Genomic DNA, 15,562 nt, shown 5'->3' on the forward strand with positions numbered 1-15,562 from the left:
CGACGGAAGGGCTGAACGCGGGATGACCTGGCGCGGCATCGTGTATCGCGTGTACGAGAAGCGTCTTGAGCGCCGTCTCGACCCGGCCCGGGTGCCCAAGCACATCGGTGTCATCCTGGACGGCAACCGCCGCTGGGCCCGGGCCGCGGGGGGCACGGCGGCGCAGGGCCACCAGGCGGGCGCGGAGAAGATCCACGAGCTGATCCGCTGGTGCCGCGAGACCGACGTCGAGGTGCTCACCCTCTGGCTGCTGTCCACCGACAACCTCGACCGGCCCGAGCGCGAGCTGAACCCGCTGCTCGCCATCATCGAGGAGGCCGTCTCCGGCGTCGCCGCGGCCGGCGGCGCTCGGGTGCACCACGTCGGCAACCTCGACCTGCTGCCCATGCGGACCCAGCGGATCCTCAAGGAGGCGGAGGAGGCGACCCTCGACGTGGCCACCGGGGCCGGCAGCGGCGCCGTCCTGGTCAACGTCGCCGTCGCCTACGGCGGCCGGCAGGAGATCGCCGACGCCGTCCGCTCGATGCTCGGCGACGCCGCCGACCAGGGCCGTACGCTCACCGACGTGGCCGAGACGGTCGAGGTGGAGCACATCGCGCAGCACCTCTACACCCGCGGCCAGCCCGACCCCGACCTGGTGATCCGCACCAGCGGCGAACAACGGCTGTCCGGGTTCATGCTGTGGCAGTCGGCCCACTCCGAGTACTACTTCTGCGAGGTCTTCTGGCCGGCGTTCCGCCGCGTCGACTTCCTGCGCGCCCTGCGCGACTACGCGGCCCGCCACCGCCGCTTCGGCGGCTGAAACTTCTTCTGCGCACCCTTTAGCACGTATTCACCGTTACGGCCCGTCTGTCACAGGCATTGCATGCCCCGGGGCTCACGAGGGAATATCCGTGCTAGCAGGCGGTCCACCGCACCGCCCGCCCGGGAGGGCCCTTTGCACCACGTGCCGCATCACGAGGTCCGTGCGCAGCGCACCGTCGCACGTACGGACGACGCGGAGGGCCGGGGCCCGGTCCTGCGCGTCCGCGTGGCCGTACGGGGCCGGACGCCCGGCCCGATCCCCGCGACTCCGTCGCGTGCCGACCTCATCCGAGGGGGTTCGTCCATCCGTGGTGAACAGCAAGAAGCCTGACCGGCGCACCTATGTCCTCGACACGAGCGTCCTGCTGGCCGACCCCAGGGCCATGGCGCGCTTCGACGAACACGAGGTGGTGCTGCCCGTCGTGGTGGTCACCGAGCTCGAGGCCAAGCGGCACCATCCGGAGCTGGGCTACTTCGCCCGCCAGGCGCTCCGCCAGCTCGACGAGTACCGGGTCAAGCACGGCCGGCTCGACGCGCCGATCCCGCTGGGCGATCTCGGCGGCACCCTGCGGGTGGAGCTGAACCACACCGACACCGGGGTCCTCCCGGCCGGTTTCCGCCTCGGGGACAACGACTCCCGCATCCTGGCCGTCGCGCGCAACCTCCAGGCCGAGGGGCAGGACGTCACCGTCGTGTCCAAGGACCTGCCGCTGCGCATCAAGGCGTCGTCGGTGGGACTGGCCGCCGAGGAGTACCGGGCGGAGCTGGCCATCACGGACTCCGGCTGGACCGGGATGGCCGAGCTGATGCTCGCCGGCGAGCAGGTCGACGAGCTGTTCTCGGCGGAGGTCGTCTCGGTGCCGGAGGCGGACGAGCTGCCGGTGCACACCGGGCTCGTGCTCCAGTCCGAGCGCGGCCGGGCGCTCGGCCGGGTCACCCCCGACGGGCGGGTCCGGCTGGTCCGCGGCGACCGGGAGGTCTTCGGCATCCACGGCCGCAGCGCCGAGCAGCGCATCGCGCTGGACCTGCTGGTGGACGAGGACGTCGGCATCGTCTCGATGGGCGGGCGGGCCGGTACGGGCAAGTCCGCGCTGGCGCTCTGCGCGGGCCTGGAGTCGGTGCTGGAGCGCCGCCAGCACCAGAAGGTGATGGTCTTCCGCCCGCTGTACGCGGTCGGCGGTCAGGAACTCGGCTATCTGCCGGGCACCGAGGCCGAGAAGATGAGCCCGTGGGCGCAGGCGGTCTTCGACACGCTGTCCGCGGTCACCTCGCGCGAGGTGATCGAGGAGGTCATCGCGCGCGGCATGCTCGAAGTGCTGCCGCTGACCCACATCCGGGGCCGCTCGCTGCACGACGCCTTCGTGATCGTCGACGAGGCGCAGTCGCTGGAGCGGAACGTGCTGCTGACCGTGCTCTCCCGGATCGGGACGAACTCCCGTGTCGTACTCACGCATGACGTGGCGCAGCGGGACAACCTGCGCGTCGGTCGCTACGACGGCGTGGTGGCCGTCGTCGAGAAGCTGAAGGGGCATCCGCTCTTCGCGCATGTGACGCTCAACCGCTCCGAGCGGTCGCCGATCGCCGCGCTGGTGACCGAAATGCTGGAGGACGGGCGGGTATAACGGGATACTGCTCCCCGTGCTTCTTCCCGAACATGTGAACTGGGCGCAGCAGCTTAGCTGTTGCGCCCAGTGCTGCGCACGGGTTTCCGTCAACGGCGAGGGGCAAACGCGGTGTGAGCTTTCCCACTGGACGGGGAATTGCGTCCGGGTGTCCGTCTCCGGCAGAGTCTGGGACTCGTCAGGCCCTGCGTACGGCCCGGCACCGACCCGGTGCAGCACGACTCAACTGAACAGAGCCGCCGTACGCCGCCCGAGAGCAGTACCGGCCCCCGCGGACGCGGGGGCTGCCGGGCCCGCGCCTCCCGTGACCAGTCGGTCCGCCACAGTCGGCGGTCCGGAACAAAGGGAGGCCAGTGTCAGGGGCAGGGACGCGTCCGCGAGGTCACCGAAGCGGGCGACGCTGGAAGGACTTTGTGTGAGCCGGATTTCGGTCCGGGGTTTCGCTGTGGCTTCCGCCACCGCGGTCACCTCTGTCGGCGCTGTCGTCGGCGTGGCCACGGGCGCGGAGAAGGGCGACGACTCGACGGCCAACGTCGAGGCGACCGCCGCCGACGCGACGCTCCTCGCCGACGTACCCGCTGGCGCCACGGCCCAGGTGCAGACCGCCTCCCTCACGGAGCAGGCGGACGCCCAGGCCGACGCCGCACACACGGACGCCCGCAAGGCGGCCGAGGAGGCGGCGCGCAAGTCCGCCGCCCAGGCCGCGGAGGACAAGAAGGAGGCCGCCGAGCGCAAGGCGGCCGAGGAGGCAGCCGAGAAGGAGCGGGAGGCCGAAGAGGCCGCCAGCCGCTCGGCAGCCGCGTCCTCCGCTTCCGCCGACGCCGGCGACTTCGCCCCGCAGTCGTCCTACTCCGTCGCCGATGTGCAGGCCATGGCCCGGCAGATGGTGCCGGCCGACCAGTACCAGTGCTTCAGCAACATCGTCGACCACGAGTCGGGCTGGGACTACACCGCCACCAACCCGAGTTCCGGTGCGTACGGCCTGATGCAGGCCCTGCCCGGCGAGAAGATGGCCTCGGCCGGCGCCGACTGGCAGACCAACCCCGCCACGCAGATCGAGTGGGGCCTCAACTACATGAACGACCGCTACGGCAGCGCCTGCGGCGGCTGGGAGTTCTGGCAGGCGAACGGCTGGTACTGAACCCCGGCGCGGCACCCCGCGCGACCTTTTTTGTGAAACGCCCCCGGCCCCGCCGCCGGGGGCGTTTCGTCTGCGCGCGGAACCGCCGCCCGCGACCGGCACGTCCCAGATGGTCGGAGCAGACCCCTCCCGCACGCACGGGCCGTGTACGGTCGTGCGGGTGACGGACGGTACTGCGGCGGGACCGTAGGCGGCGTGAGGACTTCTATGTCGAAGATGACGGACTGGCTCGGCGGGGTGGGCGAGCGGGCCAGCCGGATGGCGGAGCGGCGCCGGACCGCCGCCGCCACTGCCGCTGCCGCCGCCGCGGAGAGGGCCGCGTCCGAGAAGGCCGCCGTCGCGGGCCCTCCCAAGGACGCGGAGCCGGCGCGGCCGGTGCCGTCCAGCGTCGTGCCGTGGGGGGTGCGGGTCGCGGCCGAGGTCGGCTGGCGGCTGCTGGTCCTCGCCGGCCTCGTCTACGTGCTGATGCAGATCATCAGCGTCGTCAGCCTGGTCGTCATCGCCTTCGCGGTCGGCCTGCTGGTCACCGCGCTGCTCCAGCCGACGGTCGCGCGGCTGCGCCGCTGGGGCTTCAGCCAGGGGCTCGCCACCGCCACCACGTTCATCGGCGGCTTCGTCACGATCGGCCTCATCGGCTGGTTCGTGGTCTGGCAGATCATGGAGAACATCGACGATCTGACCGGCCGCATCCAGCAGGGCATTGACGACGCGCAGAAATGGCTCATCGACGGGCCGTTCCACGTGCAGGAAAAGCAGATCAACAACATCGGCAACGAGATAAGCGACTGGCTGGGCGAGAACTCCAGCGAGGTCACCTCCGCCGGCCTCGAAGGCGTCTCGTACGTGCTGGAGTTCTTCTCCGGTGCCGCCATCGCCGCCTTCGTCACCCTCTTCCTGCTCTACGACGGCGAGCGCATCTGGAAGTGGTGCCTGAACTTCGTCCCCTCCGACGCCCGGGACGCGGTGGCGGGCGCGGGTCCGAAGGTGTGGGCCACGCTCACCGGTTACGTGCGCGGCACGGTGCTGGTGGCGCTCATCGACGCCGTGTTCATCGGCGTCGGCATCTTCATCCTCGACGTGCCCATGGCCGTGCCGCTGGCCGTGCTGATCTTCCTCTTCGCGTTCGTGCCGCTCGTCGGCGCGCTGGTCTCCGGCGCGCTCGCGGTGGTGGTGGCGTTCGTGACGAACGGACTCGTCACGGCGCTGCTGGTGCTCGGCGTGGTGCTGCTGGTGCAGCAGATCGAGGGGCACATCCTCCAGCCGTTCATCCTCGGCCGCATGGTGCGGGTGCACCCGCTGGCGGTGGTCCTCTCGGTGGCCATCGGCACGCTGGTCGCGGGCATCCCGGGCGCGGTGGTGGCGGTGCCGCTGATCGCGGTGCTCAACACGGCGGTCGGGTACCTCAAGGCGTACCACCGGGAGCGCCTGGAGGATCCGGGACCCGGGCCGCACGGGTCGACGGTGCTCGAAGTCTCGCCCGCCGCGCCGACCGACGCCCCCGTGCCGGGCGCGGACGCGGCGGAGGTGGCCGCGGGGACGGCCGACGGCCCGGAGGCCGGGGGCGGCGACGCGAAGGGCTAGCGCGGGCTCTCAGCCGTCGCCGAATGCGGCTTCCGCGTCGAGGACCGTGCCGGCGGCGTGCACGACGGCGGCGACCTTCAGCGCCTCCTGGACCGTCTCGCGGTCCGCGCCTGCCCGCCGCAGCGCCCGCTCGTGCTCGTCCAGGCAGGCCCCGCAGCCGCCCACGGCGGAGACGGCGACGCACCACAGTTCGTAGTCCGCCTTCGGTACGCCCCGGGCGCCGAGCACGTTCGTCCGCAGCCCGGTACGCAGATGGCCGTACCCGGGGTCGGAGAGCAGGTGCCGGGCGCGGAAGAAGACGTTGTTCGCCGCCATCGCCGCGGCGGCCGACCTGGCGGCGTCGTACGCCTCGGGCCCCAGCCGCTCGCGCGCCTCCGGCGCCACCGCGCGCAGCACGGCGGGGGAGCGTACGGCGATGGCGCAGGCGAGCAGGGCGCCCCACAACTGCCGCTCCGGCAGCCGGCCGCCGTCGACGACGGAGGCGAGGTTGCGGCGCAGGTCCCCGGCGTAGTCGGGGAGGGCCGACCTGAGCGCGTCGAGTGCCACGGGCCCGACCCTACAGAACCGCACGGCCTGCGCCCCTGCGCGCGTACGGGAGGGGCCCGGCGCGCCCCCCTCCGACGCGCGCCGGGCCCCTCCCCTGCTCCCTGCTCGGTTCCCTACTCGGTGCGCAGCCCGTCCGGCCGCATCAGCCGGACCAGCAGCGGCATGCTCAGCGCCGTGACCGCGGCGACGACCCCGGCGCCCGCCGCCGACATCGCCAGCACCGACCCCCAGTCGACCGCGACGGGCGTGGCCGTCATCCGCATCAGCACCGCGCCCAGGACGAGCCCGAACGCCGTCGACAGGGCCATCCCCAGCGCCACCGGGATCGCCGTCTGCCAGAGCACGGACAGGCTGAGCGTGGAGCGCCGGGTGCCGAACGCGACCAGCGACGACAGCAGCTTGCGCCGGTCCCGCAGTTGTTCGAGCTGGCCGACGAGCAGACTGCTGCCGATCAGCACCAGCACGCACGTGGCGCCCACCGCGAGACCGGTGCGGATGCCGGCGAAGTCCTCCGAGACGACCTCGTAGTCCAGCGTGTGGACGGCCAGCAGCGGGTCGAGGGCGTCGACCTCGTTGCGTACGCGCTCGGCCGCGTCCGGCACGGCCGGGTCGAGCTGTACGTCGACCCAGGCGGTGAACGCGCCGGAGTCGTGGACGTCGGGGGCGGCGGAGGGGGTGGCGAGGATGCCGTCGTGCTTGACGCCCTCGGGGTCGGGGAGGGCCCTGGCGGGGCGGGTGCCGGGCGGCGGCTTCCAGGGGAGCGCCTTGCCCGCCAGGTCGTCGTACGACGGGTCGAGGTACAGCCGGTCGCCGCCGGAGACCATGCGCCTGGTGTCGGCGGTGCCGTACGTGTGGGTGAGGGCGAAGGCGTCGCCGTCGCGGCAGTCGGGAAGCTGCGCCAACCGGCGCAGCTTCGCGCAGGTGCCGACGGTCAGCGTGACGGACTTGCGGGGGTTGTGCTTCGCGGTGGCGAGCACGGTGCTGACCCGGGAGGTGGCCTTGCGGACGCCCTTCGTCCCGGCGATCCGTTCGCCCACGCCGACGTCCTGCCCGGCCGCCGCGTAGATCGCGAGCTGGGCCCTGGCGGTGTCGTTGCCGGTCGGCTCGGTGTAGTCGTCCTCGACGCCGGCGAAGACCATCTGGAGCGCGATGGCCCCGGCGACGGCGACGGCGATGCCGTTGACCAGCCGGGCGGCGGTGCCGCTGCTCAGTTGGAGCCGGCGCACGGCCAGTTGCCAGGACGTCGGCCCGCGGCCCAGGCGGGCGACCACGGCCTCGACGAGCCAGGGCAGCAGCGCGGTGATGCCGGTCAGCAGCAGTACGGTGCCGCCGATGACCTGCCACTCGGGGAACGAGCCGGCGCCGTCGCCGCGGCCCATCATCGGCGCGAGCAGGCCGAGTCCGGCGGCGGGCAGCAGCAGCCGCCACCAGATGCGCCGCCGGGCGGGCCGCGCCGACCGTACGACGCCGAGCGGCTCGATGACGACGCCGCGCAGCGCGAGCAGGGTGACGCCGACGGCCGCGGCGGGCACGGCCACGGCGACCAGCAGGGCGAGCGTCGGCGCGGGGTTCAGGTCGGCGGGGAAGATGCTCATGTCGGAGATCCGCACGCTGCCCGCGAGCTGCCGGCCGACGAGGAACAGGCCCGCGCCGACGGCGAGTCCGAGCAGCGCCCCGGCCAGCGCCTCGCCCGCGGCGATCCGGCGCACCGCGCGGCCGTCGGCGCCGACGAGGCGGAGCGCGGCGAGGCGGCGGTCGCGGCGCTCGCCGCCGAAGCGTACGGCCGCGATGAGGAAGACCGCGACGGGCATCAGCAGCGCGACGAACACGATCATCGCGAGCAGCAGCAGCACCGGGTCCATGCCCTCGTCGGCCCCTTCGGTGCCGAAGGCGGCGACCCGGCTGACGTTGACGTCCGCGGCTTCGATGCTGTCGCTGCCCGCGTAGAACGTCAGGTCGCCGGGGTCGATCAGGCCGGAGTCGGCGATGGTGCCGGCGATGCCGTAGTCCAGGCGTTCGCGCAGCAGGCCCGCGTCGCCGTCGTCGAGGCGGTCGGCGAGCGCGGGGGAGACCACCATCTCGCCGGGCTTCGGGAAGCTCTCGACGCCCGGGGGCAGCGGCGCGCCGGGGCCCTCGGGGCGTAGCAGCCGGCCGCGGATCCCGGTGCCGGTGTACTCGGTGTCGACGGTGCCCACCAGCACGGTGCCGTCCGCGTACTCGGCGTCCGAGGCGGGGACTTCGGCGCGGGCCAGCTCGCGCCCGTCGCGGTCGGCCAGGGCGCCGGGGACGGCGGTGGTGAGCAGCAGCAGCGCCACCCCCAGGCCGACGCCGACCGCGGTGAGCACGGTACGCACCCAGCCCTCGCGCCCGCCGCGGAGCGCGAACGCCAGGCCCATGCGCAGGTCGTCGGCCCAGGTCCGCAGCGTGCCGCGGGGGTCGGGCGGCGGCGGGCCGGCGGCTGGTGCCGTACGGCCGGTGCCGCTCGTCTTCTCGGCGTAGCTCAGGTCGCTCATCGGCCGGCCGGCTCCAGGCTGCGGGTCCGCCCGTCGCGTACGACGATCTCGCGGTCCGCGTACGCCGCGACGCGCGCCTCGTGGGTGACCAGGACGACGGCGGCGCCGCTGTCCTGCGCGGCTGCGGTGAGGAGTTCCATCACGCGCTCGCCGTTGAGGGAGTCCAGCGCGCCGGTGGGCTCGTCGGCGAAGACCACCCGCGGCGTGGTCGCCAGCGCGCGGGCGACCGCGACGCGCTGGCCCTGGCCGCCGGAGATCTCGCCCGGCCGCTGGTGCGCCACGTCGTCCACCTCCAGGCGCTCCAGCCACGGGCGGGCGGCGCGTTCGGCGTCGCGGCGGCCGAGGCCGGTCAGGCGCAGCGGCAGCGCGACGTTCTCCACGCAGGTCAGCTCCGGTACGAGCTGGCCGAACTGGAAGACGAAGCCGAATTCCCGGCGGCGCAGGGCGCTGCGCTCGGCGTCGGAGAGCGCGGCGAGGTCGCGGCCGGCGTACGTCACGGTGCCCGCGTCGGCGGGGACGATGCCGGCGAGGCAGTGCAGCAGCGTGGACTTGCCGGAGCCGGAGGGGCCCATGACGGCGACGGTCTCGCCGGGGGCGATGGCGAAGTCGGCGCCGTCGAGCGCGGGGGTGCCGGCGTAGACCTTGCGCAGGGCGGTGGCGGTGAGGACGGGCGCCGGCTCGTCGGGCGCGGCGAGGGGGTCGGGGGTGGGGGCGGTGCTCATGCGCGTACCTCCGCGGCGAGTTTGCCGAGGCGCGCGGCGGTCAGCTCCAGCCACCGCAGGTCGGCTTCCAGATGGAACAGGGCGTGGTCGCAGATGAGCTGGTCGGCGAGGTCGCCGTGCTTCTTGCGACGGGTCAGCTCGCGCATCAGCCGCAGGTGTTCCGCGCGCTGTACGTCGAGCAGTTCCGCGGCGTCGCGGCCGGTGAGCAGCGCGAGGACGACCTTGGTGTACAGGGTCGACTGGAGGTACGGCTCCGGCTTCTCGGGGGCGGCGAGCCAGTCGGCGACGTCGGTGACGCCGGCGTCGGTGATGGCGTAGCGCTTGCGCTCCGGGCCGCCGCCGGGCTCGATGCCGTCGACCTCGACGAGGCCGTTCTTCAGCAGCCGGGACATCGTGGAGTAGACCTGCCCGTAGTGCAGCGGGCGGTCGTGCCCGAAGCGTTCGTCGAAGGCGCGCTTCAGGTCGTAACCGTGGCGGGGTCCCGACTCCAGGAGTCCGAGGAGGGTGTGGCCGATCGTCATGCGGGTGACTCTACACGGTGTGTATACGTGCTGTGTATAGACGGGGTGTGTAGTGGGTCACGCCTGGTGGGAGCGGTGCCGGGGGCGGATGGGCTAGTCCGGCTCGCGCGGCGGACGGCCGCGGCGCGGGTGCGGGCGGGCTTCCTTCGGCAGCCGGCCGGCCTCCGCGAGGGCCCGGCGGAGCAGGTAGTCGATCTGCGCGTTGGTGCTGCGCAGTTCGTCCGCCGCCCACCGGGCCAGCGCGTCGTGCACGGCCGGGTCCAGCCGCAGCAGCACCTGCTTGCGCGCGGCCCGGCGGGGGCGGCCGGGGTCGTCGTCCGTCACTGGTCGCCCGTCACTGGTAGAGGGAGCCGGTGTTGAGGACGGGCTGGGGGGCGCGGTCGCCGCAGAGTACGACCATGAGGTTGCCGACCATCGCCGCCTTGCGCTCCTCGTCCAGCTCGACGATGTCCTGCTGGGTGAGCCGGGCGAGCGCGTCCTCGACCATGCCCACCGCGCCGTCCACGATCTGCCGCCGCGCGGCGACCACGGCGCCGGCCTGCTGGCGCTGGAGCATCGCGGAGGCGATCTCCGGTGCGTACGCGAGATGCGTGAAGCGCGACTCGATGATGCGCACGCCCGCCGCCTGCACCCGCGCGGTCAGCTCCTCGGCCAGCTTCTCGGTGATCTCCTCGGCGTCGGCGCGCAGCGACAACTCCTCGTCCTCGTAGGCGTCGTACGGGTACTCGATGGCGATGTGCCGCACCGCGGTCTCCGTCTGGGTGGCGACGAACTCGGTGAAGTCGTCGACGGCGAAGACCGCCTGCGCGGTGTCCTCGACCTGCCAGACGACGACGGCGGCCAGCTCGATGGGGTTGCCGCGGGCGTCGTTGACCTTGAGGACGGCGGTCTCGTGGTTGCGTACCCGGGTGGAGATCTTGCGGCGGGTGGTGAGCGGGTTGACCCAGCGCAGGCCGTCGTCGCGGATGGTGCCGGTGTAGCGGCCGAAGAGCTGCACGACGCGGGCCTCGCCGGGCTCGACCATGTTCAGCCCGGCCATCGCGAAGATCGCGGCGAGGAAGAGCAGGGCGCCGAGGACGAGGAGGGGGATGCCGGCCGCCGGGACGCCGTTGCCCGACAGGGCGATGCCGAGGGCCAGCAGGCCGGCGCCGACCAGGGCGCCGACGAGGCCGAGGACCAGGGCGAGGGCGCCGCCGATGCTGTTCGCCTGCCGCTCGCCGACGGGCGGCGCGGGCATCGTGGGCGGGGTGCCGGGGTCGGCGCTGGGGGGCGGGTCCGCCGCGGGCGTGTGCTCGTCGCGTGGTTGGTCGGTCATGTGAAATCCCCGTTTCTCGGTCCGTGCCGGTGGGGTGGGAGCCTAGCAAAGTGCTATCACTTTAGCGAGACGGGTTGTCATGCCCCCTTCCGGGAAGTGGTCTACTCCGGTCAGAATGGAGCCGCCTGCGGGAGCAGACGCCGGCATCACCGTCCCCGTGTCACCCCCACGAACGACAGGAGACAGCGATGTCCACTATTCGAGCCGTGTCCGCAGCCGGAGCGGGCGGCATCCTGGTCGCCGCCCTCACGCTCACCGCCGGCCCCGCGCAGGCGGCCGAGCCGGGCCCGTCCGCGGGTGCCGCGGCGGCCGGGGCGTACAAGCAGCGCACCGACACCCTGCCGCCCGAGCGGCTGACGCCCGAGCAGCAGCGGCTGCTCGCCGAGAAGTCGGCGGCGGCCGAGGGCGCGGCGCGGCAGTCGGCCCAGCGGTTCGCCGCGAGCGGCGACGCCGGGGCGGCGGCGATCGTCTCCTCCGGCGCCGTACAGCAGTCCCAGATCAACTCGTACTACTGCGGCCCCGCCACCCTCGTGATCACGCAGTCCGCGCGCGACGAGGTCGGCAACCGGTCCCAGACGCAGGCCGGCAGCGACCTGCGTACGAACTCCTCCGGGACGGCCTGGTACGGCATCAACGCGAACGTGCCCAACCCGACCGGCTATCCCATCCCCGACGTGCTCAACCACCGCCTGCCCGGCGCCGGCTACGTGCCGAAGGCACTGCCGTACACGCCGAGCGCCACGGACAAGGCCAACTTCCGCGACCACATCGTCCACAACACCTCCGGCGACTTCGCGATCGCGGGCAACGCCTGGGAGGTCGTCGGCGGCCCGCACCTCGTCGGGCACCCGAACCGGGAGATATTCCACTGGGTGTCGATCGACGGCCACAGCGACGACGGCGCGCGTACCGTGCAGTACCGCGACCCGGTGGGCGGGGTGCCGACGAGCGTCATCTCGTGGGCGGGCAGCGTGCCGCGGACGGCGACCATCTCGTCGGACACCATCACCACCATCATGGGCGGTCGTGGGTACGTCTGGTGAGGCCCGGCCCGTCGTGTCCCGCGCCCGCGGCGTAGTCGCCGCGCTCGGTGCGGCCGTCCTCCTGGCGGGCACGCCCGCGTGCTCGTCGGGGGGCGGCGACGGCGCGGACGACGAAGGCGGGTCGCGTACGCGAACGGCGGCGCCCCCCACGGGGGCGCCGTCCGGCGCGCCCGTACGCGACCGGGCGTGCGAGGTGGAGCTGCCGGGCGGGTGGTCCGACGCGCTGGCCGACGGGCAGGTCCCGGTGCCCGAGGGCGAGCAGGCGGTGCTCACCGAGGTCGGCCCGGGAGCGGGCTGGGCGGTGCTCCAGTCGTCGGGCACGGGCGACGGCGGCGACGGGCGGTCGGTCGTGCTGCGCGAGGGCGGCGAACCCCGGCCGGTGATGCGGCTGGCGGACCCGGTGGAACACCAGGTGGGCAGCGCGGACTTCGACGGGCGGTGGCTTGTTTTCGACGTTGTCGAGGGCCGGCAGTTGGAGAGCCCCTGGACGCTCTACGCCTGGGACGCGACCAGCGGCCGGCGCCAGGCGGTCGCCGAGGCGGAGTCGGCGGGCGACGGACAGAGCGCGGTGCCGGGCCCGTTCGTGCAGGCGGTGGTGCGCTCCGGGCGGCTGTTCTGGGCGCAGGGCACGGGCGGCGGCAAGTCGGCGGTGTACGCGCGGGACCTGGGCGGGGGCGAGCGGCGCACGGTGTACGAAGGCGTCGTCGACACGCCGTTCGCGGCGGGCGGACTGCTGGTGTGGCTGCGGCAGGGGGAGTCGTCGGGGCGCCCGGAGACCCGGCTCGCGGCGGTCTCGATGGACACGCTGCGGCAGGCGGAACTGCCGGGCCCGATCGCGGCGCTGCGCAACGTCCGGTACGTGGCCTCCGACGGTCGGACGTGGGCCTGGGCGGGCGGCGACGCGGAGCGGCAGCGGCTGTACGTGTGGCGGGAGGGCTGGCGGAAACCGCTGGCGCTGGTACGGGGCGAGGGCGCGGGCGCCGGGGCGGTGCCGGAGCCGGAGCCGGAACTGGGAGGCATCGACCAGGTGCAGGTGAGCGGGGAGGTGGTCACGTGGCGTACGACGGAGGCGGCGTGGGCGCTGGACCTGCGGTCGCGGTCGTACACGCGGATCACACCGCGGTACGGGTACGCGCTGGCGCGGGACGGGGGGCTGGGGGTGGCGTACCCGGAGGGAGAGGCGAAGGACCCGGGCGCGACGAACGTCATCCAGCTCACCCGCGCCTCGACGCTGCCGCCGCTACCGGAGTGCGACTGAGGGCCGCCCCCGCGGCAGGCCCGCACGCGGATCCGGCGCTGCCGGATGAGGGCGGGACGGTACGGAGACGGGCGCGCCCCGCGGCCGGCCCGCGGCATGCCCGGCCCGCGGATCCGGCGTCGCCGGAACGGGCGGGAGCGTACGGGGTGACGGCGTCGGCCCCGCGCCACAGCCGCGGCTCGGCGGGAGGGCGCGGGCGCGGCGCCGTAGGCGCTCGGGACCCGGGGGTCTCAGGGGCGGAGCCCCCGAGTTTCGGGAAGGGACGTGGTCGGGGAACAGCCCCCTCCCACAGCCGACCGGCGAGGACCGGGGCTCAGGCCCGTACCGCTGCGGCCTGCCCCGCGCCCTCCGCCGTTCCCTCCGGCCCCGCTCAGATCTCGAACCACACCACCTTGCCCACACTCAGGCGCTCCGCGCCCCAGTGCCGGGCCAGCTTGTTCACCAGGAACATCCCCCGCCCGCCCTCGTCCGCCGGACCCGCCCGCCGCATCCGCGGCAACTGAGGGACGTCGTCCACGACCTCGCACCGCAGCCGGTCTGTGTGCACCAGGCGGAGCGTCACCGGCCGCTGGGCGTAGCGGACCGCGTTGGTCACCACCTCGCTCACCAGCAGCTCCACGATGTCCGTCAGCTCCTCCAGGCCCCAGCCCGCCAGCGCTCCGCGCGCCAGCGAACGCGCCTCGCGCGGCGCCTGCGCGCGGGGGTCCAGGGACCACTGCGCCGCCGCGCTGGGTGCTATGCCGTCGAGCCGCGCCGCCAGCAGGGCGATGTCGTCGTCGCGGTCGCCGGGCCCGAGGACGTCCAGCACCTCGTCGCACAGCGGTTCCAGCGGCGGCGGGTTGCCCGGTCCGGTGAGCGCCGCGGTGCGGCTGAGGCGGGCGCACAACTGCTCGATGCCGGTGGAGACGTCCATCAGCCGGGACTCGACCAGGCCGTCCGTGTACAGCAGCAGCGTGGAGCCCTGCGGCGCCTGGAGTTCCACCGCCTCGAAGCCGACACCGCCCACCCCGATCGGCGCGCCCGGCGGCACGTCCAGCACCTCGCTGGTGCCGTCGCGGCGGAGCAGGACCGGCGGCGGGTGGCCGGCGTTGGAGGCGGTCAGGGTGTGGGCGATGGGGTCGTAGACCGCGTACAGGCACGTGGCCATGCGGTCGTCGCCGAGGCGCTGCGCCTGCTCGTCGAGGTGGTGCAGCACCTCCTGCGGCGGCAGGTCGAGCTGGGCCAGGGTCTGCGCCGCGGTACGCAACTGGCCCATGATCGCCGCGGAGGTGACGGAGTGCCCCATGACGTCGCCGACGACCAGCGCGACCCGGCTGCCGGGCAGCGGGATCGCGTCGTACCAGTCGCCGCCGACCCGCGCGGTCTCGGCCGCGGGCCGGTAGCGGCTGGCGAGGCGGACGCCGGTGGGCTCCGGCAGGTACTCGGGCAGCATGGTGCGCTGCAACTGGTCGGCGATGTACGCCTCGCGGTCGTAGATCACCGCCTTGTCGACGCCGAGTGCGGTGTGCGTGGCCAGTTGGGCGGCGATCAGCAGGTCGTCCTGCCCGTACGCGGGCCGCGCCGGTCCCCGTACGAGCACCGCGACCCCGATCACCCGGCGCCGGCCGCGCAGCGGGGCGACGATCGTGCGCTTGTCGGCCGGCGCGTTCGCCAGCGGGCTCTCGCGGCCCAGCAGCTCGGTGAGCGCGGCGCGGGCGGCCAGCGTCTCGCCGAACACCGGGCGCACCCCGCGCAGGACTTCGAGCAGCGCCCCGGCCCGTACGACGTCGACCTGCTCGGCCGCGCCCAGGCCCGGGGCGTCCGGCTCCGCCGCGGCGGGCAGCAGCCGGCTGCCGCCCATGCTGTCGACGTCCTCGACGCCGTCGGTGATCCGGTCCGTACGCCGCAGGCGCAGCCGGAACGGTTCCGTCGGCTGCTCGTCGCCGACGGGCAGCGGGTCGCGGAGGTAGACGAGGATCGCGTCGGCGAAGGAGGGGACGACCGAGCGGCACAGGCCGAGGACGATCTCGTCCAGGTCGATGCCGCGGGCGATCCGGCGGGTGGCCGCGCCGAGGAACCGCAGCCGCGCGGACGCGGCGTCCTCCTCGGGCTGCCGGCCCGCGGGCCGGCCCGGGTCCGCGTCGGCGCCCGCGCCCGGCTGGGGGCGCGGCCTGCCGCCGCTGGGGGTGTCGTCGGCGCCCTGGTGCGCCGGTACGCCGCCCGTGCCGTCCGCCGAGGGCGGCTTCGCGGGCTGCGCCGGCTTCGCGCGGTGCAGGGCGTCACGGGGGTCGGGGATGGCGTCGGGCGAGTTCGCGGCCGGCGACACCGCCTCGTCCGTGCCGGAGGCGGCAAGGGTGTTGCCGGACTCCGTCCGCTCGGCGGCTGCCCGCCGCCTGTCGCGCTCCGTCACGTGTCGGTACCGTCCATCCGGCCGTATCCACCCAAGTCTCCACAGGGCGGGTTGAGTTGTGGGCACTGCGGTGCTGTGGACGTCGATCCTACGTTTGACCTACCGGG

At 74.1% G+C, this 15,562-nt stretch carries 13 protein-coding genes; 6 read left to right on the forward strand and 7 right to left on the reverse strand.

What is annotated here, in order from left to right:
* The first annotated feature begins 22 nt into the window (after positions 1-22).
* The 4 genes from QBL21_RS05355 to QBL21_RS05370 all read left to right on the forward strand — a co-directional run bounded on the left by QBL21_RS05355 (position 23) and on the right by QBL21_RS05370 (position 5,148).
* The gene (locus QBL21_RS05355; RefSeq protein ID WP_407560821.1) at positions 23-802 is read left to right on the forward strand and encodes an isoprenyl transferase; all 780 of its coding nucleotides are present in this window, start codon (positions 23-25) and stop codon (positions 800-802) included.
* A 310-nt stretch (positions 803-1,112) separates the two neighbouring features.
* On the forward strand, positions 1,113-2,426 hold the full coding sequence (locus QBL21_RS05360) for a PhoH family protein (protein ID WP_407560822.1): 1,314 nt from the start codon (positions 1,113-1,115) through the stop codon (positions 2,424-2,426).
* 415 nt (positions 2,427-2,841) lie between these two features.
* Positions 2,842-3,567 (forward strand): transglycosylase SLT domain-containing protein, encoded by a 726-nt coding sequence (locus QBL21_RS05365; protein ID WP_407560823.1) that lies wholly within the window; start codon positions 2,842-2,844, stop codon positions 3,565-3,567.
* A 207-nt stretch (positions 3,568-3,774) separates the two neighbouring features.
* The gene (locus QBL21_RS05370; protein WP_407560824.1) at positions 3,775-5,148 is read left to right on the forward strand and encodes an AI-2E family transporter; all 1,374 of its coding nucleotides are present in this window, start codon (positions 3,775-3,777) and stop codon (positions 5,146-5,148) included.
* 9 nt (positions 5,149-5,157) lie between these two features.
* Here QBL21_RS05370 and QBL21_RS05375 read toward each other — a convergent pair whose 3' ends face one another.
* The 6 genes from QBL21_RS05375 to QBL21_RS05400 all read right to left on the reverse strand — a co-directional run bounded on the left by QBL21_RS05375 (position 5,158) and on the right by QBL21_RS05400 (position 10,765).
* The gene (locus QBL21_RS05375; protein WP_407560825.1) at positions 5,158-5,694 is read right to left on the reverse strand and encodes a carboxymuconolactone decarboxylase family protein; all 537 of its coding nucleotides are present in this window, start codon (positions 5,692-5,694) and stop codon (positions 5,158-5,160) included.
* A 113-nt stretch (positions 5,695-5,807) separates the two neighbouring features.
* Positions 5,808-8,207, reverse strand: coding sequence for an ABC transporter permease (locus QBL21_RS05380; protein ID WP_407560826.1), 2,400 nt, complete (start codon positions 8,205-8,207; stop codon positions 5,808-5,810).
* Positions 8,204-8,929, reverse strand: a complete 726-nt coding sequence (locus QBL21_RS05385) for an ABC transporter ATP-binding protein (RefSeq protein ID WP_407560827.1) — start codon at positions 8,927-8,929, stop codon at positions 8,204-8,206. The genes QBL21_RS05380 and QBL21_RS05385 overlap by 4 nt, the downstream gene beginning before the upstream one ends.
* A complete protein-coding gene (locus QBL21_RS05390; protein ID WP_407560828.1) occupies positions 8,926-9,450 on the reverse strand; it encodes a PadR family transcriptional regulator in 525 nt (174 codons plus the stop codon). The genes QBL21_RS05385 and QBL21_RS05390 overlap by 4 nt, the downstream gene beginning before the upstream one ends.
* Positions 9,451-9,543: 93 nt before the next feature.
* Complete coding sequence (locus QBL21_RS05395; protein ID WP_407560829.1) at positions 9,544-9,774, reverse strand: hypothetical protein; 231 nt, start codon at positions 9,772-9,774, stop codon at positions 9,544-9,546.
* Between the two features lie 10 nt (positions 9,775-9,784).
* Complete coding sequence (locus QBL21_RS05400; protein WP_407560830.1) at positions 9,785-10,765, reverse strand: SPFH domain-containing protein; 981 nt, start codon at positions 10,763-10,765, stop codon at positions 9,785-9,787.
* 206 nt (positions 10,766-10,971) lie between these two features.
* On the opposite strand from QBL21_RS05400, the gene QBL21_RS05405 reads away from it, so the two are divergent.
* Positions 10,972-11,808, forward strand: a complete 837-nt coding sequence (locus tag QBL21_RS05405) for a hypothetical protein (RefSeq protein ID WP_407560831.1) — start codon at positions 10,972-10,974, stop codon at positions 11,806-11,808.
* Positions 11,792-13,066, forward strand: a complete 1,275-nt coding sequence (locus tag QBL21_RS05410; protein ID WP_407560832.1) for a hypothetical protein — start codon at positions 11,792-11,794, stop codon at positions 13,064-13,066. Before QBL21_RS05405 ends, QBL21_RS05410 begins: the two co-directional genes overlap by 17 nt.
* Before the next feature lie 370 nt (positions 13,067-13,436).
* On the opposite strand, the gene QBL21_RS05415 is transcribed toward QBL21_RS05410, so the two are convergent.
* Positions 13,437-15,455, reverse strand: a complete 2,019-nt coding sequence (locus QBL21_RS05415; RefSeq protein ID WP_407560833.1) for a SpoIIE family protein phosphatase — start codon at positions 15,453-15,455, stop codon at positions 13,437-13,439.
* Between the last annotated feature and the right edge of the window lie 107 nt (positions 15,456-15,562).

The organism is Streptomyces sp. 184 (assembly GCF_045781775.1).
In the GTDB taxonomy this organism is placed as follows: domain Bacteria; phylum Actinomycetota; class Actinomycetes; order Streptomycetales; family Streptomycetaceae; genus Streptomyces.